This is a genomic window from Flavobacterium kingsejongi (assembly GCF_003076475.1).
In the GTDB taxonomy this organism is placed as follows: Bacteria; Bacteroidota; Bacteroidia; order Flavobacteriales; family Flavobacteriaceae; genus Flavobacterium; species Flavobacterium kingsejongi.
Genome location: NZ_CP020919.1, coordinates 3,558,778 through 3,584,151 on the forward strand (window position 1 = coordinate 3,558,778; position 25,374 = coordinate 3,584,151).

The 25,374-nt window shown below is 39.6% G+C and carries 29 protein-coding genes; 19 read left to right on the forward strand and 10 right to left on the reverse strand.

The window, feature by feature from the left end:
- Window positions 1-3 precede the first annotated feature (3 nt).
- Window positions 4-1,578 (forward strand): hypothetical protein, encoded by a 1,575-nt coding sequence (locus FK004_RS16035; protein WP_108738164.1) that lies wholly within the window; start codon window positions 4-6, stop codon window positions 1,576-1,578.
- Window positions 1,579-1,608: 30 nt separating this feature from the next.
- On the opposite strand, the gene FK004_RS16040 is transcribed toward FK004_RS16035, so the two are convergent.
- Window positions 1,609-1,839, reverse strand: coding sequence for a VF530 family protein (locus FK004_RS16040; RefSeq protein WP_108738165.1), 231 nt, complete (start codon window positions 1,837-1,839; stop codon window positions 1,609-1,611).
- 110 nt (window positions 1,840-1,949) lie between these two features.
- Complete coding sequence (locus FK004_RS16045) at window positions 1,950-2,636, reverse strand: OmpW/AlkL family protein (RefSeq protein WP_108738166.1); 687 nt, start codon at window positions 2,634-2,636, stop codon at window positions 1,950-1,952.
- Between the two features lie 143 nt (window positions 2,637-2,779).
- Between FK004_RS16045 and smpB the strand changes: the two genes are divergently transcribed.
- Window positions 2,780-3,232 carry an SsrA-binding protein SmpB gene (gene smpB / locus FK004_RS16050; protein WP_108738167.1) on the forward strand — a complete coding sequence of 151 codons (453 nt, stop codon included), beginning with the start codon at window positions 2,780-2,782 and terminating at the stop codon, window positions 3,230-3,232.
- A 32-nt stretch (window positions 3,233-3,264) separates the two neighbouring features.
- On the opposite strand, the gene FK004_RS16055 is transcribed toward smpB, so the two are convergent.
- A complete protein-coding gene (locus tag FK004_RS16055) occupies window positions 3,265-3,906 on the reverse strand; it encodes a protein-L-isoaspartate(D-aspartate) O-methyltransferase (protein ID WP_108738168.1) in 642 nt (213 codons plus the stop codon).
- 143 nt (window positions 3,907-4,049) lie between these two features.
- Between FK004_RS16055 and FK004_RS16060 the strand changes: the two genes are divergently transcribed.
- The 8 genes from FK004_RS16060 (at window position 4,050) to FK004_RS16095 (ending at window position 12,002) form a co-directional block, all read left to right on the forward strand.
- Window positions 4,050-5,015: a Gfo/Idh/MocA family protein gene (locus FK004_RS16060; RefSeq protein WP_108738881.1), complete on the forward strand. Its 966-nt coding sequence runs from the start codon at window positions 4,050-4,052 to the stop codon at window positions 5,013-5,015.
- 24 nt (window positions 5,016-5,039) lie between these two features.
- Window positions 5,040-5,927 carry a 3-hydroxyacyl-CoA dehydrogenase family protein gene (locus tag FK004_RS16065; RefSeq protein WP_108738169.1) on the forward strand — a complete coding sequence of 296 codons (888 nt, stop codon included), beginning with the start codon at window positions 5,040-5,042 and terminating at the stop codon, window positions 5,925-5,927.
- Window positions 5,928-6,095: 168 nt separating this feature from the next.
- Window positions 6,096-7,319: a DUF1015 domain-containing protein gene (locus tag FK004_RS16070; protein ID WP_108738170.1), complete on the forward strand. Its 1,224-nt coding sequence runs from the start codon at window positions 6,096-6,098 to the stop codon at window positions 7,317-7,319.
- Window positions 7,320-7,362: 43 nt separating this feature from the next.
- Window positions 7,363-8,025 (forward strand): YggS family pyridoxal phosphate-dependent enzyme, encoded by a 663-nt coding sequence (locus FK004_RS16075; RefSeq protein WP_108738171.1) that lies wholly within the window; start codon window positions 7,363-7,365, stop codon window positions 8,023-8,025.
- Between the two features lie 48 nt (window positions 8,026-8,073).
- On the forward strand, window positions 8,074-9,435 hold the full coding sequence (locus tag FK004_RS16080) for an exonuclease domain-containing protein (RefSeq protein ID WP_108738172.1): 1,362 nt from the start codon (window positions 8,074-8,076) through the stop codon (window positions 9,433-9,435).
- A gap of 42 nt (window positions 9,436-9,477) precedes the next feature.
- Entirely contained in the window at window positions 9,478-10,299 is an 822-nt protein-coding gene (locus FK004_RS16085; RefSeq protein WP_108738173.1) for an ion transporter, read from the forward strand.
- A gap of 4 nt (window positions 10,300-10,303) precedes the next feature.
- Complete coding sequence (miaA, locus tag FK004_RS16090) at window positions 10,304-11,230, forward strand: tRNA (adenosine(37)-N6)-dimethylallyltransferase MiaA (RefSeq protein WP_108738174.1); 927 nt, start codon at window positions 10,304-10,306, stop codon at window positions 11,228-11,230.
- A 31-nt stretch (window positions 11,231-11,261) separates the two neighbouring features.
- Window positions 11,262-12,002: an acyl-[acyl-carrier-protein] thioesterase gene (locus FK004_RS16095; protein WP_108738175.1), complete on the forward strand. Its 741-nt coding sequence runs from the start codon at window positions 11,262-11,264 to the stop codon at window positions 12,000-12,002.
- Between the two features lie 75 nt (window positions 12,003-12,077).
- Here FK004_RS16095 and ychF read toward each other — a convergent pair whose 3' ends face one another.
- Complete coding sequence (ychF, locus tag FK004_RS16100) at window positions 12,078-13,172, reverse strand: redox-regulated ATPase YchF (protein ID WP_108738176.1); 1,095 nt, start codon at window positions 13,170-13,172, stop codon at window positions 12,078-12,080.
- Between the two features lie 234 nt (window positions 13,173-13,406).
- Here ychF and FK004_RS16105 point away from each other — a divergent pair, with 234 nt between their 5' ends.
- Window positions 13,407-13,949 (forward strand): hypothetical protein, encoded by a 543-nt coding sequence (locus tag FK004_RS16105; protein WP_108738177.1) that lies wholly within the window; start codon window positions 13,407-13,409, stop codon window positions 13,947-13,949.
- 51 nt (window positions 13,950-14,000) lie between these two features.
- On the opposite strand, the gene FK004_RS16110 is transcribed toward FK004_RS16105, so the two are convergent.
- A complete protein-coding gene (locus tag FK004_RS16110; RefSeq protein ID WP_108738178.1) occupies window positions 14,001-14,351 on the reverse strand; it encodes a 4Fe-4S dicluster domain-containing protein in 351 nt (116 codons plus the stop codon).
- A gap of 72 nt (window positions 14,352-14,423) precedes the next feature.
- Between FK004_RS16110 and FK004_RS16115 the strand changes: the two genes are divergently transcribed.
- The 6 genes from FK004_RS16115 (at window position 14,424) to FK004_RS16140 (ending at window position 19,256) form a co-directional block, all read left to right on the forward strand.
- Window positions 14,424-15,482 (forward strand): acyl-CoA reductase, encoded by a 1,059-nt coding sequence (locus FK004_RS16115; protein ID WP_108738179.1) that lies wholly within the window; start codon window positions 14,424-14,426, stop codon window positions 15,480-15,482.
- Between the two features lie 140 nt (window positions 15,483-15,622).
- On the forward strand, window positions 15,623-16,693 hold the full coding sequence (serC, locus tag FK004_RS16120; protein WP_108738180.1) for a 3-phosphoserine/phosphohydroxythreonine transaminase: 1,071 nt from the start codon (window positions 15,623-15,625) through the stop codon (window positions 16,691-16,693).
- A 57-nt stretch (window positions 16,694-16,750) separates the two neighbouring features.
- Window positions 16,751-17,716, forward strand: coding sequence for a D-2-hydroxyacid dehydrogenase (locus FK004_RS16125; RefSeq protein ID WP_108738181.1), 966 nt, complete (start codon window positions 16,751-16,753; stop codon window positions 17,714-17,716).
- Window positions 17,717-17,804: 88 nt separating this feature from the next.
- Window positions 17,805-18,416 carry a DUF937 domain-containing protein gene (locus FK004_RS16130; protein WP_108738182.1) on the forward strand — a complete coding sequence of 204 codons (612 nt, stop codon included), beginning with the start codon at window positions 17,805-17,807 and terminating at the stop codon, window positions 18,414-18,416.
- Window positions 18,417-18,488: 72 nt separating this feature from the next.
- Window positions 18,489-18,911 carry a DUF6146 family protein gene (locus tag FK004_RS16135; RefSeq protein ID WP_108738882.1) on the forward strand — a complete coding sequence of 141 codons (423 nt, stop codon included), beginning with the start codon at window positions 18,489-18,491 and terminating at the stop codon, window positions 18,909-18,911.
- A gap of 30 nt (window positions 18,912-18,941) precedes the next feature.
- Window positions 18,942-19,256, forward strand: a complete 315-nt coding sequence (locus tag FK004_RS16140; RefSeq protein WP_108738183.1) for a DUF6787 family protein — start codon at window positions 18,942-18,944, stop codon at window positions 19,254-19,256.
- Window positions 19,257-19,278: 22 nt separating this feature from the next.
- On the opposite strand, the gene FK004_RS16145 is transcribed toward FK004_RS16140, so the two are convergent.
- From FK004_RS16145 to msrA, 3 genes are all read right to left on the reverse strand, one after another.
- On the reverse strand, window positions 19,279-20,472 hold the full coding sequence (locus FK004_RS16145; protein WP_108738184.1) for a M20/M25/M40 family metallo-hydrolase: 1,194 nt from the start codon (window positions 20,470-20,472) through the stop codon (window positions 19,279-19,281).
- A gap of 188 nt (window positions 20,473-20,660) precedes the next feature.
- Window positions 20,661-20,960, reverse strand: a complete 300-nt coding sequence (locus FK004_RS16150) for a hypothetical protein (protein WP_108738185.1) — start codon at window positions 20,958-20,960, stop codon at window positions 20,661-20,663.
- A 51-nt stretch (window positions 20,961-21,011) separates the two neighbouring features.
- Window positions 21,012-21,659: a peptide-methionine (S)-S-oxide reductase MsrA gene (gene msrA, locus FK004_RS16155; RefSeq protein ID WP_108738186.1), complete on the reverse strand. Its 648-nt coding sequence runs from the start codon at window positions 21,657-21,659 to the stop codon at window positions 21,012-21,014.
- 149 nt (window positions 21,660-21,808) lie between these two features.
- Here msrA and FK004_RS16160 point away from each other — a divergent pair, with 149 nt between their 5' ends.
- Window positions 21,809-22,495, forward strand: a complete 687-nt coding sequence (locus FK004_RS16160) for an ABC transporter ATP-binding protein (RefSeq protein ID WP_108738187.1) — start codon at window positions 21,809-21,811, stop codon at window positions 22,493-22,495.
- 131 nt (window positions 22,496-22,626) lie between these two features.
- On the opposite strand, the gene FK004_RS16165 is transcribed toward FK004_RS16160, so the two are convergent.
- Window positions 22,627-23,139 (reverse strand): hypothetical protein, encoded by a 513-nt coding sequence (locus FK004_RS16165; RefSeq protein ID WP_108738188.1) that lies wholly within the window; start codon window positions 23,137-23,139, stop codon window positions 22,627-22,629.
- A 32-nt stretch (window positions 23,140-23,171) separates the two neighbouring features.
- Between FK004_RS16165 and FK004_RS16170 the strand changes: the two genes are divergently transcribed.
- Window positions 23,172-24,346, forward strand: a protein-coding gene (locus tag FK004_RS16170) for an IS3 family transposase (protein WP_420358875.1) whose coding sequence is annotated in 2 segments (ribosomal slippage) — window positions 23,172-23,439 and window positions 23,439-24,346 — 1,176 coding nt in all. Because the reading frame shifts where the segments join, the coding sequence is not laid out codon by codon here.
- A gap of 193 nt (window positions 24,347-24,539) precedes the next feature.
- On the opposite strand, the gene FK004_RS16175 is transcribed toward FK004_RS16170, so the two are convergent.
- Window positions 24,540-25,307, reverse strand: coding sequence for a TIGR02757 family protein (locus FK004_RS16175; protein WP_108738189.1), 768 nt, complete (start codon window positions 25,305-25,307; stop codon window positions 24,540-24,542).
- Window positions 25,308-25,374 lie beyond the last annotated feature (67 nt).

Here is a 25,374-nt window from a genome sequence, read left to right on the forward strand (position 1 = left end):
GCCATGATCAAAAATATTCAAAAGAAATTATTACTGCACCATCCACTGCTCTGGAATACTAAAATTATTCCCTTCGGATTGCTGGCACTCCTGATAAACCTCATTTTCCTGGCCTTAGGATATTACAATGGCTCCATTGATTTTTCCGTCAGTGAGTATACCTATAACAGTGGTACCGACACAGCTTTAATTGTGTTCGTGAGCATCGTACTCTCCTTGCTGGTCGGCATTGTATGGATGGTATTATATTCCCGCAATAACGCATTTAAATCTTTCTATCCCAAAAGTGCTGTTTCCCTATATGTCGAATGGCTGCTGATCCTGGTATTCTGTATCTTTAATGTCGGTTATTCCATCTCCTATCTGTATGGAAAAGAACTAAGAGCCAAGACCTATTTTACAGAAAAAGAATTTGCCCGAAGAACAGAAATAATCAGCCTGTCCTCTATGTTTGTGGAAGGTGATATTATAGAAAACCCACAGCAGGAAATAACTAAAAATGGAGAGGTCACTTCTATTCCTATAGGCCACTTTTCCTACAAAGGCAAAGAATATCCCGTAAAATCACTAATCAACAAACGGATTACCAGTTTTGAATACACCACTCCCATGATGGATTCCCTAAATCAGGAGCGTATAAAAGGGTGGCTTACCGAAAATCGCAAAGATTCCGTACGCTGGTTGTTTCAGGAATTCTTTAAAATCGTAGAGGATCATAAGCTTAAGGCCTCTATCACACCCGAATCATGGCTTAAAATGGTATATACCTATCCTGATTTTAGCAGCTACCCAACCATTGGAAGGGTACCGAAACTGCTAAATTATAGCAATACTTATTTCCGGGGGGTAAAGAACAATCCGGGCGACTATAGCATGTATGCACTTCCCATAGACAGCACTTCGATTGTTACAACGGATGATGGTGCTATTGGGGCATCTAATGACACCATTCCGATACCGAATGAATACGATTATTATAAATACTATGTCCCGTATAATGCATTGCTAAATTCGTATGGACAAATAGCCGAAATTCAAAGTACCCCGATTGTCAATTCGGAATTTGTATTGTATTATGGGTATCTTCCGCTAATGTTATCGCTTTGTATTTTTTCCTTCAGGGTAACATCAGGAAGGAACTGGCTGATTGGTTTAGTATCATTGGGAATCACCGGTATCATTGTAGGCATCCTGTCTGCCGTAATCTCCTTTTTAGGTTTTGAGACTACTTTTACGGTATTATACTGTTTGGTATTTGCTGTGCTCCTGATTTATTTTATAGTCGTATGCTACCGCAAAACAAGTAAAGGCATTTCCGGTATTACGCTAAATCCTTTATTGTGGTTACTGCCGGCATTCCTGCCTATTATTTATACCACCATTATACAAATTTCCAACCGGCGGTATTACAACTATAGATACGATCAAAACCTGCAGATTTATACTGAGTCCTCAACAATCCTCTGGATGGAAGATCACGTCATGGAATTCATGCTGGCAAATATCGTTTTGGTATTTATCATTATGTTCTATTTTGCCCATCAGATCCGAAAATGGAAAGCCGTAGCCGAGGCATAAACTAAAATATTCCAAGTTCTTTACCGAAAATCAGGCTTTGAATTTCGGTAAAGTCCTTAGGTATAACTCTTCTACTTTTTTGCGTGCCCAATCCGTTTTCCTCAAGAAGGTAAGACTGGATTTGACACTGGGATTATCGGTAAAACACTTGATTTTTATCAATTCGCCCAAGGTATCAAAACCATAATGCGCGACCAATTGTTCCAAGATGTGCTGTAATGTGATTCCGTGAAGCGGATCTTTGCTCTTTCCATTTTCCATACTGCAAAAGTACAGAAATAGAAGTGGGTGTTCCAAACTCCTTCCTATTATTTAAACAAAAAGAGGACTGCTCCGGAGAAGAGCCCTCTTACCTTATACACACAAACAAACTAAAATTTCATTCCAAATCCAAAACCTACCAGCCAGGGATTAATATCGACAGCTGCAGGGATGCTCAATCCCGGTGCCAGATTGGAAGCATCTACTGTAACATCTGTACTGAGGAATAACCGTTTTAAATCAAGGTTGATAAAAAAACGATCGTCCAGCATCAAATCAAAACCCGCCTGTGCAGCATAACCAATCGTATTTTTATAGTCCACACCCTGAACTGTACCTCCGGATTTTGCGTTGTAAAAAATCGTATAATTCAACCCGGCACCAACATAAGGCTTAAAAGGTGTTTGGGCTTCCTGGAGGAAATGGTATTGTACCGTAAGTGTTGGCGGTAGCAGGTAGACGCTTCCCAAATCGATATTTACATTAGTCGGTCCCCCTATCGCTGAAATATCCGAACCTACGGTATTGGTGCTGTGCTTTGTGGTTCCTAAGATCAGTTCGGCAGCAATATTTTTGGTAAAGAAGTAGGTGAAATCCAATTCCGGGATAAATGTATTGGTAATCCGTACATCTCCGCCTATAGTTCCTATACTTGCCTGCTCTTCGGGAATCACACCCACACCCCGAACCCGAACCTGCCATCTTTTAAAATCTTCTTTTGGTGTTTGCTCCTGTGCCTGCATAAAATTCACACTCAGTAAGGCGAATGCCATTACTGTAAAAATTACTTTTTTCATGATTTTGGTTTTAATTACAAGGCAAATGTAGCCTGCTATTCCACTCTAATAAGTGATAAAAGTCATTGTATAAAAATTATTTGCCACACTATTTTTCAGGCATAATTGCGGGTTCGCCAATTTGTTAGTACCTTTGCCCTGCAATGGTAAAAACAGTCAACATAGTAAATAAAAGGGCGCGGTTCGATTATGAAATAATCGAAAAGTATACTGCCGGTATTGTTTTGTCAGGAACAGAAATCAAAGCCATCCGTTTGGGTAAGGCACAAATTGCAGAAAGTTTTTGTGAATTCTCTAATAATGAGCTATTTGCCATCAATACCTATATTGAAGAATACGCATTTGGCAATCAATTCAACCACAAATCCCGAAGCGAACGTAAATTATTACTCAACAGAAGGGAATTAAAAAGCCTCGAACGCAGCGTACAGGCGAAAGGCCTTACCATAGTGCCGTTACGTCTTTTTACCAACGAAAAAGGCATGGCGAAACTCGAAATCGGGCTTTGTAAAGGAAAGAAAAACTATGACAAGCGCGAATCCTTAAAAGAGCAGGATACCAAAAGAGACATCGACAGGATCAAAAAAGCATATTAAAAAAAAACCGCTATACAGCGGTTTTTTTATATTTAGTTTTTATTCTCCAGCAGTGGTACAAAACGGAATTCTCCGAATTCATGCTTTTCAAATTGCGTTTCATTTTTTCGGATCAGCAAAGTCATGATCTGATGATCCTCTCCAACCGGTATCACCAATCTGCCTCCTATTTTCAGCTGAGCCATCAACGGCTGTGGAATGATCGGTGCTCCTGCTGTCACAATAATACTGTCAAAAGGTGCATCATTGGGAAGTCCTTTATAACCATCTCCAAACATCATCACCTTAGGACGAATCCCTAATTTCGGCAATAGCAATGAAGTAGTCCGGTACAATTCATTTTGGCGTTCAATACTAAACACTTTGGCGCCCATTGCACACAATACCGCGGTTTGGTAACCCGAACCGGTTCCAATTTCCAAAACCTTATGATCCTGTTCTACTTCCAGCAATTGAGATTGAAAAGCTACTGTATAAGGCTGTGAAATGGTTTGGCCTGCCCCAATCGGGAAAGCTTTATCCTGATAGGCGTAATTTTCAAAACTGGAATTCAGAAATAAATGTCTTGGAATTTTTCGGATAGCTTCCAGGACATTTTTATCGGTTATTCCTTTTTCTTTTAAAACGGTTACTAACTGATTGCGAAGTCCTTGATGTTTGGCTGTATCTTTCAAAATTGTGGAGTGTTTATTTGGTAAAAATAAGAAAGTAAAAGGTATTATACCCCTTGATTTTTTAAAATTAAATGCCCGAAACTTTAAAACCCGAAACTTCAAACTTTAAACAATTAATCTTATTTTTGTTCAAAATACATTTTATGCTAAAAATCGGAGTATTAGGTGCCGGACACTTAGGAAAAATACATTTACGCCTACTCAACCAATCAGAAAAATATACCCTGGTAGGATTTTACGATCCCAATCAGGAAAATGCCGAAAAAGTAACTCAGGAATTCGGTTATAAAAACTTTACCACCATCGCCGAACTTATTGAAGAAACTGACGTTATTGATATTGTTACCCCAACCTTATCCCACTATGAATGTGCCAAACAGGCGATCAAAGCCGGTAAGCATGTTTTCCTGGAAAAACCAATCTCCAATACCGTTGCTGAAGCGGAAGAAATCATTGCACTCTCTAAAGAATATAATGTAAAAGGCCAGGTGGGACACGTAGAACGGTTTAATCCTGCTTTCAAAGCTGTAAAAGACCAAATCGAAAACCCGATGTTTATCGAAACACACCGATTGGCAGAATTCAATCCGCGTGGTACCGATGTTCCGGTAGTATTGGACCTTATGATCCACGATATTGATGCTATTTTAAGCGTTGTAAAATCCAAAGTAAAGAACATTAATGCCAGTGGAGTTTCCGTAATCAGTGATTCCCCGGATATCGCCAATGCACGGATTGAGTTTGAAAATGGCTGTGTCGCCAATATTACTTCCAGCCGTATTTCATTGAAAAACATGCGTAAATCACGCTTTTTCCAAAAAGACGCCTATATCTCTGTAGATTACCTGGACAAAATATGTGAAGTGGTTAAGATGAAAGATGCGCCGGAAGTTCCCGGAGATTTTGATATGATCCTTCAAAATGCAGAAGGGGTAAAAAAACAAATTTATTTCAACAATCCCGAAGTGGCACCGAACAATGCGATATTGGACGAACTGGAAACATTTGCCGATGCGATTGTCAATGATACCACTCCAATTGTAACACTGGAAGACGGAACGGAAGCCTTACGGGTTGCCTATCAGATCATCGACTGTTTTAAAAAATAAAGAACACTAACTAAAAAATAGATAATGAAAAATATTGCCGTAATTGGAGCCGGAACCATGGGTAACGGAATTGCACATACATTCGCGCAAAGCGGATTTACAGTAAAATTAATTGATGTTTCAGAAAAATCACTGGATAAAGGTATGGCTACCATTGCCGGAAACCTGGACAGAATGCTGGCTAAAGGTACCATTACCGAAGCTGACAAATTAAAAACCATCGGCAATATCATCACCTATACCGATATTAAAGATGGCGTTACGGGTGTTGACCTGGTTGTGGAAGCGGCTACTGAAAATGTAGAGCTAAAACTGAACATCTTCAAACAACTGAATGATGCCTGTGATCATAATACAATCCTGGCCACCAATACCTCTTCCATCTCAATTACACAAATCGGTGCTGTAGTGGCACATCCAGAACGTGTAATAGGAATGCACTTTATGAATCCGGTGCCGATCATGAAACTGGTTGAAATTATCCGCGGTTACAATACGTCTGATGAGGTAACCAAAATCATCATGGACCTGTCCGAGAAACTGGGCAAAACCCCAGTGGAAGTAAATGACTATCCTGGTTTTGTAGCCAACAGGATCTTAATGCCCATGATCAATGAATCTATCGAAACGCTCTACAATGGTGTAGCCGGAGTATATGAAATTGATACGGTAATGAAATTAGGAATGGTACACCCTATGGGTCCGTTACAATTGGCTGACTTTATTGGCCTTGATGTTTGCCTTGCCATTTTAAATGTGATGTATGAAGGTTTCAAAAATCCAAAATATGCACCTTGCCCTCTTTTGGTAAATATGGTACGTGCCGGTAAACTGGGTGTAAAATCCGGAGCTGGTTTCTATGATTATTCCGAAAGCAAAAAAGCAGAAAAAGTAGCAAAACAATTTGCCTAAAATATAGTAAAACAGGTTCCGCCTGTAGCACTTCCCTTAGGATCTCCCGGAAAAACCGGGAGATCCACTTTTGAGGCCTCATGCTACCTTAGTAGCTAATACCAGTTCTCAAAAGCTATAGCATACAATCCGGTTGCTATTATCATAGTAACTTCAAAAAAACACAGTTTGGCAAAAATTATCCCTTTCAAAGCAGTTCGCCCAACACGGGACAAAGTAAGTTTGGTTACCTCACGCTCCTATGATGAATATTCACCAGCCGAACTTGCGTCACAACTTGATTTTAATCCGTTTTCATTTTTACATGTGCTGAATCCGGCATATGTAAACCAACAGAAAATAGGGCTGGAAAAAAGATTTAAACTCGTGGCTCAGAAATACCATGATTTCAAAGAAGAGCAGATCCTGATCAAAGAAGATAAGCCTGTTTTTTTTATTTATGAGATACAGTCCAAAAATCAGCAATTCACGGGTATCATTGCCGGTACAGCCATTGCGGACTACCAGAATAATGTGATCAAAAAGCACGAAGACACCTTACAATACCGGGTGGAATTGTTCAAAGATTATTTGCACCAAACCGGTTTCAACACCGAGCCCGTACTCATCACCTATCCGGACAATACTGAGCTAACAGCCTGGATTGCCCAGAAGAAACAAGGGGACTCATTGTATGAATTTGCAACGACCAAAAGAGAGAAACACATCCTTTGGAAAATTGACGATGACGCCGAAATCGCCTGGCTGATGAAACAGTTTGATACTATCGGGAATCTTTACATTGCCGACGGCCACCACCGTTCTGCCTCCGCCGAATTGCTATACGAGCAGGACCATGCTTCCGGCAACAACAACCTGAATTACTTCATGAGCTTCCTGATTGCAGAGAGCAATGTCAAAATATACGAATACAACCGGATCATACGCGACCTGAATGGCTTATCAAAAACAGCCTTTCTGGAAGCTTTATCCGCAGAATTCTGGATTAAAAACAAAGAGCAGCAACTTTGGAAACCTTCCAAAAAATTTGAATTCGGGATGTACCTCGATGGCGAATTTTACGCGCTGCTCCTCAAGGATGAACACAGTTTCACTTCTGTACTGGAGCGCCTTGATGCACAAATTTTATATGAAAAGGTATTGCATCCTATTTTAGGCATTGGCGATTTGCGCAATGACGAACGTATCGATTATATTCCGGGGAAACTCTCTATTGTTACCATTAAAGAAGTGATCGATGAAGGTGAATTTGAAGTAGGATTTATGCTATTCCCTACTGATATCTCAGAAATCAAGAGCCTGGCCGATAATAACCTGATCATGCCACCAAAGAGTACATATATTGATCCTAAATTCCGCAGTGGACTGGTTGTATATGAGCTGGCTCCTTAAGTTGCTACCCGTTTGAATTAATCCTATATCGTAAAACAAGCTTATGTCCATAAAAAATAACTTACTTGAAATACAAGCAACTCTTCCGGAGCACGTTACATTAGTCGCTGTTTCCAAAACAAAACCTGTACCCGATTTGCAAGAAGCCTATGATGCCGGGCAGCGTATTTTTGGAGAAAACAAAATCCAGGAAATGGCCGAAAAGTCAGAGCAGCTTCCCAAAGATATCGCATGGCACATGATCGGGCACGTACAAACCAATAAAGTAAAATTTATGGCTGGTTTTGTGAGTCTTATCCATGGCGTTGACAGCCTTAAATTACTGGAAGAAATCAATAAACAGGCTTTAAAAAACAACAGGATCATTGATTGCCTGCTCCAAATGCACATTGCCGAAGAGGAAACCAAATTTGGACTGAACGAAGAAGAGCTTGAAGCATTGTTAGCCAGTCCTTCCTTTCAGGGACTCAACAATATCAGGATCAGCGGATTAATGGGCATGGCAACATTTACCGAAAATAAAGAACAAATCAGAAAAGAATTCCTATATTTAAAGACTGTCTTTGACGCGCTGGCACTGCGACCAAAAACGAACAACTTTGCCCCGGAAATAATTTCAATGGGCATGTCCGGAGATTATCAGATCGCCATTGAATGCGGAAGCACGATGGTTCGGATCGGAAGCAGTATCTTTGGGAATCGTTAAGAAACAGTTTAGAAAACACCATTAAAAACTTAAACCACTCATCTCTTTTTGTACGCAATACTCGACATAGAAACTACCGGTGGACAATACAATGAAGAAGGAATTACCGAAATTGCCATCTATAAATTTGACGGACATGAAATTGTAGACCAGTTTATCAGCCTGGTAAACCCGGAAAAACCCATTCAGCCTTTTGTCGTAAAACTTACAGGCATCAATAATGCCATGCTTCGTAGCGCTCCTAAATTTTATGAAGTAGCCAAACGCATCATTGAGATTACAAAGGATTGTGTTATTGTAGCCCATAATGCCCAATTTGATTACCGCATCCTCCAAACTGAATTCAGGAGACTGGGTTATGATTTTGAATCTGAAAACCTGTGTACCGTAGAATTATCTAAAAAATTATTACCGGAACAACCTTCCCACAGCCTGGGGAAACTCGTACGTGCGCTGGGTATCCCAATGAGCGACAGGCATCGTGCCAGTGGTGATGCGATGGCTACCGTCAAATTGTTCAAGATGCTATTGGCTAAAGACCAAACCCGGGAAATCGTAAAAAGCTTTATAAAAACCGAAGTCAAATCCGGTATTTCTACGAAACTGAAAGATTTATTGGAATCCGTCCCGTCCGCAACTGGTGTGTATTATATCCACCGCCAGGATGGAACCATTATTTTTATCGGTAAAAGCAAAAACATCAAAAAACGAATCAATCAGCATTTTACCGCAACTTCCCGTACCAATAAAAAAATACAGCTGGAGGCTTTTGCCGTTACCTATGAAGAAACAGGTACCGAACTTATAGCGTTACTCAAAGAAACACAGGAAATAAACATCAATAAACCCGTATACAATCGTATTTCAAAGAAAAGCCCTTTCCAATGGTCTTTATACACTGAAAAAGATACTAACGGATACCTGAACCTCACGCTCCGAAAAACGGACAAGCGAAAGAAAGAAATCCTTTCGTACACCACGTACCTGGAAGGGCGGAATGAATTATTCCGCCTGAGTGCCACATTCAAATTATGCCAGAAATATACGGGTCTGTATGAAACGGAAAATGAATGTTTCCAATTCAAGATCAATGAGTGCGATGGGGCGTGTATTCAAAAAGTCACTACTCAGGACTACAATGCCAGAGTGATGGAACTTATTGCTGCCAAAAAAATCAATTCCAAAACCATGGTAATTATTGATAAAGGCCGCACTATAGAAGAACGAAGTGCCATCCTGATTGAAGAAGGTGTTTATAAAGGCTATGCTTTTTATAACCTGAATTACCAGATACACAATATTGATATCCTCAAAAATATCCTGGTCCCTATGACCAGCAGCAGTGAAATTACCAAAACCATACAAAGCTACATCCGAAAAAAGAAGGTGCTTAAAATAGTAGAATACTAATAGTTTGCGTAATTTTGATAAGATGCCTCTAAAATTCCCGGTTTGAAAAAATTAATTACCGAAGAACAGCGTAAAAAACTCCATGAAATAATTTATGAAGCAGATACTCCTGCCGGTAAGTTATTTGATATCATTTTACTCTCCCTGATCCTGATTAGTATTATCGCGATCATGCTGGAAAGCATTGCTTCTGTACAATTAAAATATGGCTTTATCCTGGCAGAGATCGAATGGATCATCACCGCTTTTTTTACCCTGGAATATATCGCCCGGATTATTGCCGTACGGGAACCGCGCCATTATATTTTTAGTTTCTATGGAATCATTGACCTGCTGGCTACAATACCAAAATACATCGGGCTTCTTTTCCCCGGTTTTGGTTTCCTGCTCGCCATTCGTGCGATTCGTTTGCTTCGGGTATTCCGGATTTTAAAACTCATAAAATTCGTTGGGGCTGGAAACAATTTGGCCATTGCCCTAAAAAAAAGCCGTGCAAAAATATTTGTTTTCCTGTTTACCGTAATGGTGCTTTCCATCATATTAGGAACCCTGATGTATATGATTGAAGGTCCCGAAAATGGATTTACCAGCATTCCTAAAAGTGTCTATTGGACCATTGTCACCCTTACAACTGTAGGATTTGGCGATATCACTCCGCATACCCCATTAGGACAGCTGCTCTCCGTGGTTATTATGGTATTGGGATATGGCATTATTGCTGTACCAACAGGAATCGTAACCTCCGAATTGGCCAATCAGAATAAAGACGTCCACCTCAATACACAATCCTGCCCAAACTGTGGCGCTTCCAATCATAAAGATAATGCCGAATTCTGCTACAACTGTGGCACACGATTACACTAATATAATGTCCGAACAAAAACAACATACCAAATACCTGATTACCATTGTAGGTCCTACCGCTATTGGAAAAACCGCTATGGCAATCCGGGTGGCACAACACTTCAACTGCGAAATCATATCCTGTGATTCCCGTCAGTTTTTCCGGGAAATGAATATTGGGACTGCCGTACCCTCTGCAGTAGAATTAGCAGCCGTCCCGCATCATTTCATACAACACATCTCCATCTTCGATAACTATACGGTAGGCGATTTTGAACGCGATGCCTTAGCCCAAATTGCCACACTGCATCAAAAAAATGACTTTGTCGTAATGGTTGGCGGATCCGGGTTATATGTCGACGGCCTCCTGAATGGGCTCGATACTTTCCCGGAGGTCGCTATCGAAATTCGCGAAGGGATTATCACCAATTACAATCAACACGGGATTGAATACCTGCAAAGGCAACTCCAGGAACTCGATCCGGTACATTATGCTGTTGTAGCACAGGAAAACCCACAGCGTCTCATGCGGGCATTAGAAGTATCCATTGCCAGTGGCCAACCCTACTCTTCTTTCCTCAACCGGGAAAAAGAACCCCGTCCCTTTGTCCCGATTCTTATTGGCCTCGAAGGGGAACGTAGTGCAATTTACGACCGGATCAACCAACGGGTAGACCTGATGATCAACGCCGGGCTCGTTGAAGAAGCGAGGGATCTATTGCCACAACAAACATTAAACGCATTACAAACAGTGGGCTATCGGGAACTTTTTAGTTATTTCTCCGGAGACATCACCCTGGACTTTGCAATTGAAGAGATCAAAAAAAATACCCGCCGTTTTTCCAAACGTCAAATGACCTGGTTCCGTAAGAATCCCGCCATAGCCTGGTTCGATTATAAGTCTGACCCCAAATCGGTCATTGCACATATCGATTCCAAAACAACCTCATAAAGTAAAGGACCTGAACTTAAAAGAATAAGAAATGCCAATAGCCAAAAACTTTCAATCTATATATTCCCAGGATTGGGAAATCAATTTTACCCATTGCACTCCAAATGGATTTTTAAAATACACCGAGTTGTGCAATTTATTACAGCTTACAGCCGGCAGCCACGCAGAAACGGGCGGCATGAGCTTTACAGACATGCAGCACTACAACCAGGCATGGGTCTTGAGCCGCATGCGTGTGGAAATACAGGAATTACCGAAGTGGCGGGATACAGTAACTGTGAGCACCTGGATCAAGGATATCGAAGGCGCGCGCTCTATCCGTTGTATGGAAGTGCACATTGGAGATCGTAAAGTAGCGGGATGCGAAACCTATTGGGCCGTATTCAATACACAAACACGACGGGCAGAACCGTTGGCCATGCCTAATGATCATTTCATCCGTTATCCGGAGAAACATGCCACTAAAGAAACATTTACCAAAATCAATATTGATGTAGCTGCAACATTGGCTACCGAACGCCAGGTTGTTTTATCTGACCTTGATATTGTCAATCATGTCAACAATGTCAAGTACCTCGAATGGTGCCTGGATATTGTTCCTTACAAAATGATCCTTTCCCAAAAGCTGCAAAGTTTTGACATGAATTTTATGCGGGAATTAAAGCATGCTGATACTGTCCAGATCAAACAGCTGGAAACTGAAAATCAATCGCTGTATACCGTATCCAAAACAGATAAAACCTGTTTCGCCCTGCAATTGGACTGGAAATAAACCGAAACAACAACGCATAAAAAAACCTTCAGTACTCTCATACTGAAGGTTTTTTTATACAGAACTATTATAGTATTATACGTTGAAACGGAAATGCATTACATCACCATCCTTAACAATATATTCTTTTCCTTCGACACGAAGTTTTCCAGCTTCTTTTACTTTAGCTTCTGAACCATAGGCTTCAAAATCAGTAAAAGCAATTACTTCCGCACGGATAAATCCTTTTTCAAAATCAGAGTGGATCACACCAGCTGCCTGAGGAGCAGTATCACCAACATTAATCGTCCAGGCACGTACTTCTTTTACTCCTGCGGTAAAATACGTTTGAAGATTCAGCAATTTGTAGGCTGCCCTGATTAAAGCAGAAGAACCCGGCTCCTGTAGCCCTAAATCTTCCAGGAACATTTTGCGCTCTTCATAAGTCTCCAGTTCTGTAATATCAGCTTCCGTACCTACTGCCAAAACGATGACCTGTGCATTTTCATCTTTTACCAATTCACGAACTTGGTCTACATATTGGTTTCCGTTTACTGCAGCACCTTCATCAACATTACATACATACAATACCGGTTTTGATGTAATCAGTTGAAAAGCTTCCATCAATACTTCTTCATCATAATTCTTAGGCTCTACCGTACGTACCGATTTTGCCTGCAATAAGGTTTCACGGATACGGTTCAGTAATGCTTCTTCTACCTGTGCTTCTTTATTTCCTGTCTTTGCAGCTCTTTTTACTTTTTCCAGTCGTTTTTCAACTGTTTCAAGATCTTTTAATTGCAATTCAATATCGATGGTTTCTTTATCACGGATTGGGTTTACACTACCATCAACGTGGATGATATTATCGTTATCAAAACAACGCAGTACGTGGATAATTGCATTACACTCCCTGATGTTGCCCAGGAACTGGTTACCCAGGCCTTCTCCCTTACTCGCACCTTTTACCAAACCTGCGATATCAACAATATCAACAGTAGCAGGCTGTACACGTTCCGGATTAACCAATTCTTCCAGTTTTTCGAGCCTTGGATCAGGAACATTCACTACTCCAATATTCGGTTCAATAGTACAAAATGGGAAGTTTGCGCTCTGTGCTTTTGCATTCGACAAACAGTTGAATAACGTTGATTTTCCAACATTGGGTAATCCTACAATTCCTGCTTTCATTTCTTATTTGGATTGAAAGTTTAGCGCCAATCGCTAATACTTATTGATTTATATTTTAAAAGTCTGCAAATATAAGGTTTTGAATTAATATAATTTCAAGTTTTATCCGTTCGATACTAAAATCATAATGCTTTTGCACATTCTTTTTTTAGCAAAATATTACCATATCATTAATATTAATTTTAACATAAATTCTGTATTTTTGAGTAGTAATAATCCCAAAACCAAAGCAAAATGAAAAAGTTATTTTTAAGCGTTGTGGCTCTTTTCGCCGTTATGACAATACAAGCACAAAAAAATGTCGAGAAAGTGACAACTACAACTGTAAAAACAGTTAATGATGGTACGGCTCCTAAATCAGTTGTAAAAACTGAAGTGGATGAAAAAGTACAGGACATCAAATTAAAAGACAAGACAGAATCGCTCAACAAGAAAAAAGATATGGATGCTCAGGTAGAAACAGTGGAGTCTTCTTCTACAGTAGCTTACCTTACATCTGAGAATCCATTGAAAACTAAATTGAACGAAAGTGTATTCTACACGCTGAACGGAAAAAAATATCAGTTTGTGACCCGTCAGAGTGGTTTTAAAGTATCTACAGATGAAAATCCTCATTTCGCTTTCCTGAAAAAAACAGGTCAGAACGAATATGTTTATGAAACTGAAAATTCAAAAGCTGTAGGGCATTTTGATGAAAAAGGAAACTTTGTAGTAGACCGTTCTGTAAAAATGTCAGATGGTACAACCGATATCACCTATACTTTTGTAAAACAATAAGTATAAAATAAGGCTATAAAAAAATCCTGAATTTACATTCAGGATTTTTTTTTATTCATCATGAAGGAAAGCCTGCCTGTTCAATAGTGTTTCATCACTTTCGACATGGTTATCATCCGGGACACAACAATCTACAGGACATACTGCCGCACATTGAGGTTCGTCGTGAAACCCTTTACATTCTGTACATTTTCCAGGGACAATGTAATAAATATCATCTGAAATAGGCGTCTGAGGATCATTAGCATCCACTTCTTCTCCATTAGGCAAAATTATTTTTCCGCTTAATTTCGTTCCGTCTTTATATCGCCAATCATCAGCACCTTCATATATCGCTGTATTTGGGCACTCCGGCTCGCATGCTCCGCAGTTAATACATTCGTCTGTTATTATGATTGCCATAGCTGTTTTTTATTTTATAAACTGTAAATTTGCACAAAATTACGTCCAAAACTATTCATAAGCAAATTCATAATGACATTAGCAGACAAAAAAAAGGCATTTATCACACTGGGAACTTTTTTAAGCCAGTTTTCTTTGGATCACAATGAAAAAAAAGAAAATGTACCCCACAATGATCGTTTCTTTGATTCCTTCAGTTCCCTGATCAAACTGTTGCAGTCTCATAATGGATGGTACACCGAAGAGCAGGTTACCTTTGCCCTTCACTCCTGGGCCGAAGCACTTACGGCTGCTAATTTGGACGAATGGCTAAAACCCTATTCCTTAGACAATACCACACCAAAAAATGTTGGGCTGATTTTAGCGGGTAATATCCCACTGGTCGGTTTTCATGATTTCCTGAGCGTATTGATTAGCGGACATAAAGTATTGGTAAAAACCTCATCCAATGATCAGCACCTCCTGCCTTTTTTAGCCAAGTACCTTATTGCCGTTGCACCTGGATTTCAGGAAAGAATTACGTTTTGCGAAGGAAAGCTTGAAAATTTTGACGCCGTTATTGCAACGGGAAGCAATAATACAGCCCGCTATTTCGAATATTATTTCAAGGACAAACCTTCCATCATACGCAAAAACAGGAATTCCGCTGCTGTACTCACAGGAGACGAAACCAAAGAGCAGCTTATCGGGCTGGGAGAAGATATTTTTCGCTATTTCGGATTGGGATGCCGTAATGTTTCCAAATTATTCCTTCCTGAAAATTATGATTTCGCATTACTTTTCGAAGCACTTTACGAATACCGTGATGTGATTTATTATGAAAAATACGCCAACAACTACGATTACAATAAGGCTGTATTCCTAATGAGTAACTTCAAACTTCTGGATAATGAGTTTTTAACGCTGAAGGAAGATCCGGGATATGCCTCACCGATTTCCAGCGTTTTTTATGAATATTATTCCGATTTAAACCAGTTGACCGGCCGCTTGATGGAAGAAAGAGACAGCTTGCAATGTATTGTTACTGCAGCCGATATCCCTTCCCGTACCGCTTTTGGGACCACACAACAGCCAAAGTTGTGGGATTATGCGGATAACGTCGATACTATTGCATTTCTGACCACACTATAATTTGTTTTTTTGCCAAATATACAGGTACTACAACGTTTTTGTTAATAACCTTGTGTAATAATTACTAAATTGTAAACTAATCTTTAATCCTATATTATGAAATTTGTGGTTTAAACCCATTGGATCAACTTTACAACACAATGAAAAAACACAACTACAGCGCAGGACCTTGTATACTACCACAGGAAGTCTTCGAAAAAGCGGCACAAGCCGTATTAAATTTTAATGATTCCGGGTTATCCATATTGGAAATTTCACACCGCAGCAAAGATTTTGTTGCCGTCATGGAAGAAGCCCGTGCACTCGCACTGGAATTACTGGGACTTACTGGAAAAGGCTACCAGGCCTTATTTTTACAGGGAGGTGCCAGCCTGGAATTCCTCAGGGTGCCTTACAATTTACTCAAAGAAAACGGACAAGCGGCATATTTAGATACCGGAACATGGGCTAATGCTGCTATCAAAGAAGCAAAACCTTTTGGTGAAACATTGGTAGTCGCTTCTTCCAAACCGGAAAATTACAATCATATCCCAAAAAACTATACTGTTCCTGCTACTGCTGATTATTTTCACTGTACGAGTAACAATACCATTTTTGGTACCCAGATAAAAGAATTCCCAGCACTTGACATTCCTGTGGTATGCGACATGAGTTCTGATATTTTTTCCCGCCAGTTGGACTTTACAAAATTTGACCTGATTTATGCCGGTGCACAGAAAAACATGGGCCCTGCCGGAACCACGCTTATTGTCGTAAAAGAATCCATACTGGGAACTACCGGAAGGAATATCCCGAACATATTGAATTACCAGCAGCATATTGAAAAGGAAAGCATGTACAATACTCCCCCGGTATTTGCAGTTTACACGTCACTACTAACATTGCAATGGCTAAAAAACCTGGGCGGTATTCCAGCAATTGAAAAAATAAACGAAGCCAAAGCCACGTTATTGTATACCGAAATCGATCGCAATCCTTTATTCCGTGGTACTGCTGCCAAAGAAGACCGTTCTAACATGAATGCAACGTTCCTGCTAAACGATGAGGCACATGCTCCGGTATTTGATGGGTTATGGAAAGCAGCGGGTATCTCAGGATTACCAGGACACCGTTCTGTGGGCGGCTACCGGGCATCCATGTATAACGCCCTGCCACTGGAAAGCGTACAGGTATTGGTCGATGTAATGAAAGATCTGGAAACGAAAGTATAACGGCCACTTTCTAAACCCACAACACAACAACTAAATTTTACCCTATAATCACATACAATGAAAATATTAGCAAATGACGGGATTTCAAAAAGTGGAATCGAAGCTTTGGAGAAAGGCGGATTTGAAGTTATTACCACTAAAGTAGCCCAGGAGCAGGTTGCAAATTTCATCAACACAAACAACGTCAGCGTACTCTTAGTGCGCAGTGCTACAAAAGTGCGCAAAGACATCATCGATAGCTGCCCGGGACTTAAGGTAATCGGTCGTGGTGGTGTTGGTATGGACAACATTGACGTGGAATATGCACGTTCCAAAGGGATTCATGTCATCAATACGCCTGCTTCTTCATCAGAATCCGTAGCAGAGCTTGTTTTTGCCCATTTGTTTACTGGCGTACGTTTCCTGCATGACTCCAACAGAAACATGCCTTTGGAAGGAGACCTTAAATTTGATTCCCTGAAAAAAGCATACGCTAACGGGGTCGAATTGCGAGGTAAAACTTTAGGCATCATTGGTTTTGGCCGTATCGGGCGTGCTGTAGCAAAAATTGCTTTAGGATTAGGCATGCGCGTTATTGCTTCTGACAAATTTGTAGGCAATGCTGAAATTAAAGTTGATTTTTATAATGGCCAGTTTATTAATGTTGAAATCATTACCGAACCGATAGAGGATATCTTTAAGCATTCGGATTTCATTTCCCTGCATGTACCGGCACAACAAGACGGCTATGTAATTGGAAAAACACAATTTGACTCTATGAAAGATGGTGTTGGAATTATCAATGCGGCCCGTGGTGGGATTATCAATGAAGTCGAGCTGATTGCGGCACTGGACAGTGGCAAAGTTCTATTCGCCGGACTGGATGTCTACGAAACAGAACCTACACCGTCCGTACAAATCCTGATGCATCCAAAAGTGTCGCTAACGCCTCATATTGGAGCAGCAACGAATGAAGCACAAGACCGTATTGGAACCGAATTAGCAGAACAGATTATCAGCCTTTTAAAGCTGGATATCGCTTAAAGGCATACCCTTATATTTATTACAACACATTAACATTCAAGTCGATATATTCGCTACATTTGTATTAAATCTATAAATTTATACAGCTATGGCAGGACTATTGGATTTATTAAACAGTGATACGGGAAAGCAGATTATTGACGGAATAAGTCAAAAAGCAGGGGTCAGCAGTACTGAAACCTCTTCTGTTTTAACCTCAGCTTTACCGCAGTTGGCAGGCGCCTTACAAAGTAATGCTGCAACCCCTGAAGGAGCTTCCGGATTATTAGGCGCTTTAACCGGTGGCAAACATGACGGAAGCATTTTAGATAATCTTTCGGGGTTCCTGGGTAGTGGTGACGCTACTGCTGAAGGTGGCAGTATTCTCGGGCACATCTTCGGAAATAACCAGGATGCCACACAGAATGCCATCAGTGCCAAAACCGGTGTGAGCAGCGATAAGGTAAGTGCCATCCTCAAAATGGCCGCGCCAATTATCATGGGTTACCTTGGAAAGCAGACCAAGGCCAATAATGTAGGCTCGGCAGGTGGACTAAGTGATATGCTGGGCGGATTACTGGGCGGCGGTTCCGGAGGTGGATTAACTTCCGTACTGGACCAGAATGGTGATGGAAAACTGGACATGAGCGACGCTACTGCTGCGCTGTCCGGTAAAAAAGGAGGAATTGGCGGATTTCTTAGCAGCCTCTTTGGAAAATAATACAGTACACATACTATAAAACACCGGAATCATCCGGTGTTTTTTTTTATCTTTATGCTAATCCGACATGTCATGAAAAATATAGTCTTTGCCAGTATCATCATCCTGCTCGCCATAAGCTGTGGCTCACACAACACTACTCAGTTTGCCAGCTCCGGCAGTACCAACGATACCATAAAAATTGCCAATGACAGTATCGGGTATGAAGTCATCATCATCGAACCCGGATTCAATAGCTACATTAATTCTATTGCACGTCCCCGTGGCTATTACAGCCAGAATTACCTCGAGAATAAAAACCAGCTTTGGGTACGGGAATGGAATAGCAGGGTCAATCAGCCCTTCCGGTATGACCCAAATTTATATGAAATGCAAATTGATTACAATGCCGGTACGGATTATGGCTATGAGGTAAATTACCTGCTGTATAATTATCTGGTATACTTCCAAAATAAATACAAACAGTCCTTATTTGGATTTGTTCCACATAACTAAAACAACTACATTTGTGTTTTTTAAAGCCTTATGGAAAAGTTGAAGCAACGTTGGGGAATATCTTCCAACTTTCAGATTGTAATGATTTTTATAGTATTTGCAGTGACAGGTTCCACATCCGCGTACCTTTCCAAACCCGTATTAGCTCTTTTTGGCTTATCAAAAGAAACTATATCCCTTTGGGTTTATTACCCACTTTACATCATTCTGATCTTCCCTATTTACCAGGTTTTACTGGTTACTTTTGGGTTTCTGTTTGGACAGTTTACCTTCTTCTGGAACTTTGAGAAGAAAATGCTCCGCAGCATGGGGCTCGGTTTTTTAGTCGGCTCCAAAAAACAATAATTCCCTTTACATCATTTTATTCCTATTCAATAACAATCTTTTTTGTCACTGACGCTTCTCCAGCGATTACAGCAGCACTGTACACTCCGGAAGCCAGGTTCACTAATGTGATAGTCTCTTCCGTTCCGGGATGCTGGATTTGGGTATCCAATACTATTTTTCCGGATAAATCGGTCAGGGTAAAACGATACGAAACTCCGCCCAGGTCACCCCGGTGAATCGTAAGCCTGTTGTGTGCAGGAACAGGAAAAAAAGACACTCCATAATCCTTTTCGTTTGTAGCAATATCGAGTGTAGCCTGGGTAGCTTTTGCAAAATGTAACGCAGCACCAGTAGCGGCACGCGCGACCTGATGTACATAAGCAGGATCCATATTTATCAATCGATCGGAACTGGAATGCGGATGCGTTGATTCATTTCCCTCAAAAAAACCGGTAATGATTTCACCATTATTTTCGAAAGGCACATAATCGGAACTGTAAGCATAGGACAAACTCGGCGTTAAGGAAGAATACAGATTCACACACGCTATCAACTGTGCCGTCATAGTATTGGATGCAGCATTATTTGTTGAAGGATTATTATCCGTATCGCGCTCACACATAATCGTATTGTTATTCGCACCTGCCACACCGCCTACTTCATCAATATTAAAAACCAGGCGAATGTTCATTTTTGGTACCGTACCATTTACCACGGTAGTCACATAATGCTGGCTGCCTAATAAACCATCTTCCTCGCCACTGAAATTAATAAATTTTATAGAATATTCTGTCGAAACATTCTGCAGGAGCTTTGCAATCTCTAAGATCACCGCTACCCCACTCCCATTGTCATTTGTTCCGGGACCGTAAATCGTATCATAATGCCCATCAATGATCACAAAAGTATTCGGGTATACCGTCCCGGTTTTGGTTACAATAAGATTGACCGAAGTACTGCCTCCATAGGAGAAGGAATCCGTTGTAATCTGCGAAAGCGTATAACCATAACTCAGGTATTTATTCTTGAGCCAGGTAAGCGTATTGGCCTGTGCAGCCGTTCCTTTGGATTTTATTCCTAAATTCTCAAATTCCGTTAAATTCTGGATGATCCGGGTTTCAGAACACTGGTCCGCTATTCCGGCATATACCGGGACATAAGATTGGCCGCTACCGGATATAAAATAAAATAAAGCTGCAAAACAGGGGTAATAGCTTTTAAAAAGACGTTTCATTGGGTTGGTTTTATGTCAGTAAGAAGAACAGCAATCCCCAAATCCATTGTATTAAAAAAGGGACAATGACATGCACCGGATGACCGGTTTAGTTCATTATCCCTTGGATACTGTTTTTAACAGATCAGGAAGTAATTCTCCGTTTCAAATTTAAACATTTTTACGAATCATTATTCTAATCTCAAAATTTATTTGTTTTTAATACCGTAGGTATAGATCCAGGTTAGTGTGAACGTGGGGATGAAATCCAGTCCCGGAGTGAGTTCTTCTATGAAGGAAATCATCCCTCCTACTTTACCTACTGTACCTTTATACATCCTTGCCAGTATAATTCCTGAAACCGGAGCCCAGATGATATCAATTATTTCTGCAAATCCTGGAATACTATACGATAGCATCCCGATTCCATCAAATAGCAACCCTAAAAAAAGGTGTAACATCCGGTTACTGGATTTGCTTTCTGCCTGTAATACAAGTTCTTTCGCCATTTTCAAATTGTTTTATGCTTCTAAAACAACTTTAGTGCCAAAATATTGTATCTATTTTTTTAGCTTACTGCCAAATTTCTTTTTCAGTTTTTCTAATTTAGGGCTGATGACCATCTGGCAATAGCCTTGTCCTGAATTCTGGTTGTAATAATTCTGGTGGTAGTCTTCGGCTTTGTAAAATGTGACTGCAGGTGATAGTTTGGTCACAACCCTTTTACCAATACTCTGTGCGTCCAGATCAGCAATCATCGCCTGAGCCGTTTGTTTCTGCTGTTCCGAATGGTAGAATATTTCACTTCGGTATTGTGTCCCTACATCTGCCCCCTGGCGATTTAATGTCGTTGGGTCGTGGGTCGCAAAAAATATTTCCAACAAATCATGGTAGCTGATGACTTTAGGGTCAAAAGTAATTTCTATCGCTTCCGCATGCCCTGTATTCCCTTCCGATACCTGGCGGTATGTTGGATTTTTAACGGTTCCCCCTGTGTATCCCGATACCACTTTTTTTACGCCTTCCAATTCTAAAAAAACCGCTTCTGTACACCAAAAGCAACCTCCGGCTAAAGTAGCCACTTCTAAATTCTGATTTTCCATAAGTACTGGTGTTGCTTCTTTTTGTGTCACTTGTTTATCTTCACTCTCTTTTGACTGACAGGCAAATGTCAGCATACATAACGATACGCCCAATATTTTTTTCATGATAGCCTTATATTTAACTCAAATTTACTGAATTGCAAATCGATTATTTTTTACTTAACGAAACTTTATACTCCTATATACGGAAGAATATACCTTTAAAGATTTACGATTGGCAAAAATCTTTGTTACTTTTGTGAAAATTCATTGCGATGATCCAAGCCAAAAACATACATAAATATTACGATAAGCTTCATGTCCTTAAAGGTGTGGACCTACACATCCAAAAAGGGGAAATCGTCTCTATTGTAGGCGCTTCCGGTGCCGGAAAAACCACCCTGCTCCATATTTTAGGAACGCTGGACCGTGCAGATGCTACAAACGGCTCTTCACTGATCATCAATAATGAGGATACCCTGAAAATGAGTGACAAAGCCATTTCCAAATTCAGGAACCTGCATCTGGGATTCATCTTCCAGTTCCACCAGCTGCTTCCCGAATTTACCGCTTTGGAAAATGTATGCATCCCCGCTTTTATCGCTGGAAGAGGAAAAGCTGAAACAGAAGCTGAAGCTAAAAAACTATTGGATTACTTGGGGCTTTCCCACCGTATCAACCACAAACCGGGCGCACTTTCCGGTGGTGAACAGCAACGTGTTGCCGTAGCCCGTGCACTGATCAATAAACCTGCTATTGTTTTTGCTGATGAGCCTTCCGGGAACTTAGATACCCATTCTGCCGAAAACCTGCACCAGTTGTTTTTTAAATTGCGTAATGAATTCGGGCAAACCTTTGTCATTGTCACCCACAATGAAGAGCTCGCCAATATGGCCGACCGCAAACTTGTTATGTCCGATGGTAAAATCATCACCAAAGAATCCGTTATTCCGCAGTTATAATCCATGAACATACATCAATATTTTACATATTTTTATTGTTCATAACTATATTTTAATCTAAGATTCAGGCAATATTAATAAATCCGTATTAGAATAAAGTTCATTAAAAATCCATTAATGTCGAATTCTTTCTAATGTTTACCACAAAGTGGTCTAAGTTTATGAGCAATTATTTTTTCAAAGGCTTCAAGATAATAGTTCGGAAATTTTTCTTCAAACTGAATAATATTTATTTTTATCTTGATATCAGAATTAAGTGACCAATGTGCCAATTGTAACCCTTGAGTAGAGCCTTTTTCATAGTAGCCTAGATGTTGTATCATACGCCCAGAAATATTGGAAAGCCCCCATTTTTCAGTAAAACCACCTCTTCTAATTCCAACATACAAAACGTTGCTATTATTATTTTTATTAATTACAGGTACAACTCTGAATTGCTCCTTTAATATGGGTCGTATTTCATTCAAATGTTTAACTAATAGATCGCAACTGTTATTATTCTCCACCTCAAACCAGTACAAACAGTTTGTCACCTTGGTGTCTAACATTACAAATAAATCTTTAAATCTTTCATGGTTGCGAATACTTTTGTGCTTATTATTCTTTGTCGGTGTATACTCTGGACATGCTAACTTAGCCTGCATTGAAAGTTAAGAAATAATCTTAATTTTAATCTATGAAACAAGTCCGCAAAATTTACGACAAGGCTTTTAAGGAAAAAGCCGTTGAATTGAGTTATGATAGAACAAATGTATCAGAACTTGCCAGGGAGTTAGGAATAACAGCCCCCCAGCTTTATAAATGGCGTAAAGAACTCCAGGAATTTGGAGAAGGAAGTTTTCCTGGAAAAGGAAATTTAAAACTAACTCCCGAGCAAGAAAAAATCCATGAACTGGAGAAAAAACTCAAAGATGCAGAGTTAGAACGTGACATATTAAAAAAAGCAATCGGCATTTTTTCCAAGAACGGTCGATGATTTATAGTTTCATTAAAAACAATGAACAGCTATTCCCGATTGAAAAAATGTGCAGAGTTCTACAAGTAAGCAATGGAAGTTATTACCGATGGAAAAAACAAATAAATACTGCAAGACAGCAACTAAAAAGCGCCATAAAAAAACAGATAGCATTGATTTATTTTCAAACCAAGCAACGATACGGGAGTCCTAGAATAACATTAGAACTTCGAAGCATTGGTTATAAAATTTCAAGAGTTACAGTTGCAAAGTATATGAAAGAACTTGGCTTGCGAAGTAAATTAAGCAAGAAGTTTAAAGTAACAACCAACTCTAGTCACAATTATTTAGTTGTCGAAAATGTATTAAACAGAGAGTTTACTGTAAAAATGCCATCAAAGGTTTGGGTTTCAGATATTACATACATCCAAACTAAAGAGGGATTTGTATACCTGACCACTATTATGGATTTATACGACAGAAAAATTATAGGCTGGAGTTTGAGCAACGCAATGAGCACTGAGCAAACGACACTTGGAGCTTGGAAAATGGCAATTAAAAACCGAGATCTTAAAAATGGTTTGATTTTTCATTCCGACAGAGGTGTCCAATATGCCAGTAAAAAGTTTGTAAATGTTCTTGATTCCTATAAAAAAATAACTCGCAGTATGAGCCGTAAAGGAAATTGCTGGGATAATGCTGTAGCCGAAAGTTTCTTCAAATCTTTGAAAACGGAATTGATTTATGGCAACAAACTCATTTCTAAAGAACAAATGAAACTGGAAATCTTTGAATACATTGAAATTTGGTACAACAGAAAAAGAAGGCATTCTGCTTTAAATTATGCAACTATTGAAGAATTCAACAATCAAATTAATTACAAAAATGTAGCTTAACTTACTGTGCAATTTTTGTTTGAATATCCACTCTTCAACGTTGGGTAAATCATTTAATTTAAACGAAAATGATTCAGCTTTAAGTAAGATTGAATCAGCCAATGTATCGAAATCATAAGTTTTTAAAATCATTGTCAATAGTATAGTTTAAAATATTTTATGCCGTCTCAAAGTTTTAGATTAGAACGGATTATTACTTCCAACCTTCAAAAACACCTAATCCAAACAAAGCATAATCATATTTAACGGGGTCAAATGGGTCAAAATTTCTAAGATGAGTATCTAACTCGTTTAGAGTCTTTATATCATCTTGCTTTCTTGTAATTAAGCCAAGATTTCTGCCTACGTTACCTGTATGAATGTCAAGAGGACATGACAGTAAGCTTGGAGAAATGGATTTCCAAATACCGAGGTCTACACCAGCATTGTCATTTCTAACCATCCACCTTAAAAAAAGATGAATTCTTTTAGCTGCACTACCTCGCAACGGGTCTGCAATATGCTTATGTGTTCTTTGCTCATGTTCAATCTCAAAAAACTTCTGCTTCAATTGGCTAATGGCATTATGCAAATAGCCATCCTTTTGATGTTCATTAAAAACACCCTCCAACCCATTATGATTGGTGTAAATATGCTTTAATCCTCGTATAAAAGTTGCAAAATCACCCCCGTTGAATGTCCTATGAACAAAGCTTTGTAAAGGCTCGAGCTGATGTGATTGATGTGACATTACAAAGTCATAAGGTGAATTACCCATTAGGTTCATCATCTTGTGACAATTATTGATAACCATTTTTCGATTACCCCATGCAATTGTAGCTGCTAAAAATCCAGCAATCTCAATATCTTCTTTTAGGCTAAAGAGATGAGGGATTTGAACAGGGTCAGACTCAATGAAATTTTGATTATTATATTGTTGATACTTTGTATTCAGAAGGTCTTTTATATCAGTTATATCCATAATTGTAAAGTTCTTAAAAATTTATTACATTTAAGTAAATTTTTAAATAGTGAATAAAAAATATCTA

What these genes read in the sequence shown, in the direction of transcription:
- FK004_RS16035 (WP_108738164.1), top strand. Translation starts at nt 4, where the DNA reads ATGATCAAAAATATTCAAAAGAAATTATTACTGCACCATCCACTGCTC.
- FK004_RS16040 (WP_108738165.1), bottom strand. Translation starts at nt 1,839, where the DNA reads ATGGAAAATGGAAAGAGCAAAGATCCGCTTCACGGAATCACATTACAG.
- FK004_RS16045 (WP_108738166.1), bottom strand. Translation starts at nt 2,636, where the DNA reads ATGAAAAAAGTAATTTTTACAGTAATGGCATTCGCCTTACTGAGTGTG.
- smpB (WP_108738167.1), top strand. Translation starts at nt 2,780, where the DNA reads ATGGTAAAAACAGTCAACATAGTAAATAAAAGGGCGCGGTTCGATTAT.
- FK004_RS16060 (WP_108738881.1), top strand. Translation starts at nt 4,050, where the DNA reads ATGCTAAAAATCGGAGTATTAGGTGCCGGACACTTAGGAAAAATACAT.
- FK004_RS16065 (WP_108738169.1), top strand. Translation starts at nt 5,040, where the DNA reads ATGAAAAATATTGCCGTAATTGGAGCCGGAACCATGGGTAACGGAATT.
- FK004_RS16075 (WP_108738171.1), top strand. Translation starts at nt 7,363, where the DNA reads ATGTCCATAAAAAATAACTTACTTGAAATACAAGCAACTCTTCCGGAG.
- miaA (WP_108738174.1), top strand. Translation starts at nt 10,304, where the DNA reads ATGTCCGAACAAAAACAACATACCAAATACCTGATTACCATTGTAGGT.
- FK004_RS16095 (WP_108738175.1), top strand. Translation starts at nt 11,262, where the DNA reads ATGCCAATAGCCAAAAACTTTCAATCTATATATTCCCAGGATTGGGAA.
- ychF (WP_108738176.1), bottom strand. Translation starts at nt 13,172, where the DNA reads ATGAAAGCAGGAATTGTAGGATTACCCAATGTTGGAAAATCAACGTTA.
- FK004_RS16105 (WP_108738177.1), top strand. Translation starts at nt 13,407, where the DNA reads ATGAAAAAGTTATTTTTAAGCGTTGTGGCTCTTTTCGCCGTTATGACA.
- FK004_RS16110 (WP_108738178.1), bottom strand. Translation starts at nt 14,351, where the DNA reads ATGGCAATCATAATAACAGACGAATGTATTAACTGCGGAGCATGCGAG.
- FK004_RS16115 (WP_108738179.1), top strand. Translation starts at nt 14,424, where the DNA reads ATGACATTAGCAGACAAAAAAAAGGCATTTATCACACTGGGAACTTTT.
- serC (WP_108738180.1), top strand. Translation starts at nt 15,623, where the DNA reads ATGAAAAAACACAACTACAGCGCAGGACCTTGTATACTACCACAGGAA.
- FK004_RS16125 (WP_108738181.1), top strand. Translation starts at nt 16,751, where the DNA reads ATGAAAATATTAGCAAATGACGGGATTTCAAAAAGTGGAATCGAAGCT.
- FK004_RS16130 (WP_108738182.1), top strand. Translation starts at nt 17,805, where the DNA reads ATGGCAGGACTATTGGATTTATTAAACAGTGATACGGGAAAGCAGATT.
- FK004_RS16135 (WP_108738882.1), top strand. Translation starts at nt 18,489, where the DNA reads ATGAAAAATATAGTCTTTGCCAGTATCATCATCCTGCTCGCCATAAGC.
- FK004_RS16140 (WP_108738183.1), top strand. Translation starts at nt 18,942, where the DNA reads ATGGAAAAGTTGAAGCAACGTTGGGGAATATCTTCCAACTTTCAGATT.
- FK004_RS16145 (WP_108738184.1), bottom strand. Translation starts at nt 20,472, where the DNA reads ATGAAACGTCTTTTTAAAAGCTATTACCCCTGTTTTGCAGCTTTATTT.
- FK004_RS16150 (WP_108738185.1), bottom strand. Translation starts at nt 20,960, where the DNA reads ATGGCGAAAGAACTTGTATTACAGGCAGAAAGCAAATCCAGTAACCGG.
- msrA (WP_108738186.1), bottom strand. Translation starts at nt 21,659, where the DNA reads ATGAAAAAAATATTGGGCGTATCGTTATGTATGCTGACATTTGCCTGT.
- FK004_RS16160 (WP_108738187.1), top strand. Translation starts at nt 21,809, where the DNA reads ATGATCCAAGCCAAAAACATACATAAATATTACGATAAGCTTCATGTC.
- FK004_RS16165 (WP_108738188.1), bottom strand. Translation starts at nt 23,139, where the DNA reads ATGCAGGCTAAGTTAGCATGTCCAGAGTATACACCGACAAAGAATAAT.
- FK004_RS16175 (WP_108738189.1), bottom strand. Translation starts at nt 25,307, where the DNA reads ATGGATATAACTGATATAAAAGACCTTCTGAATACAAAGTATCAACAA.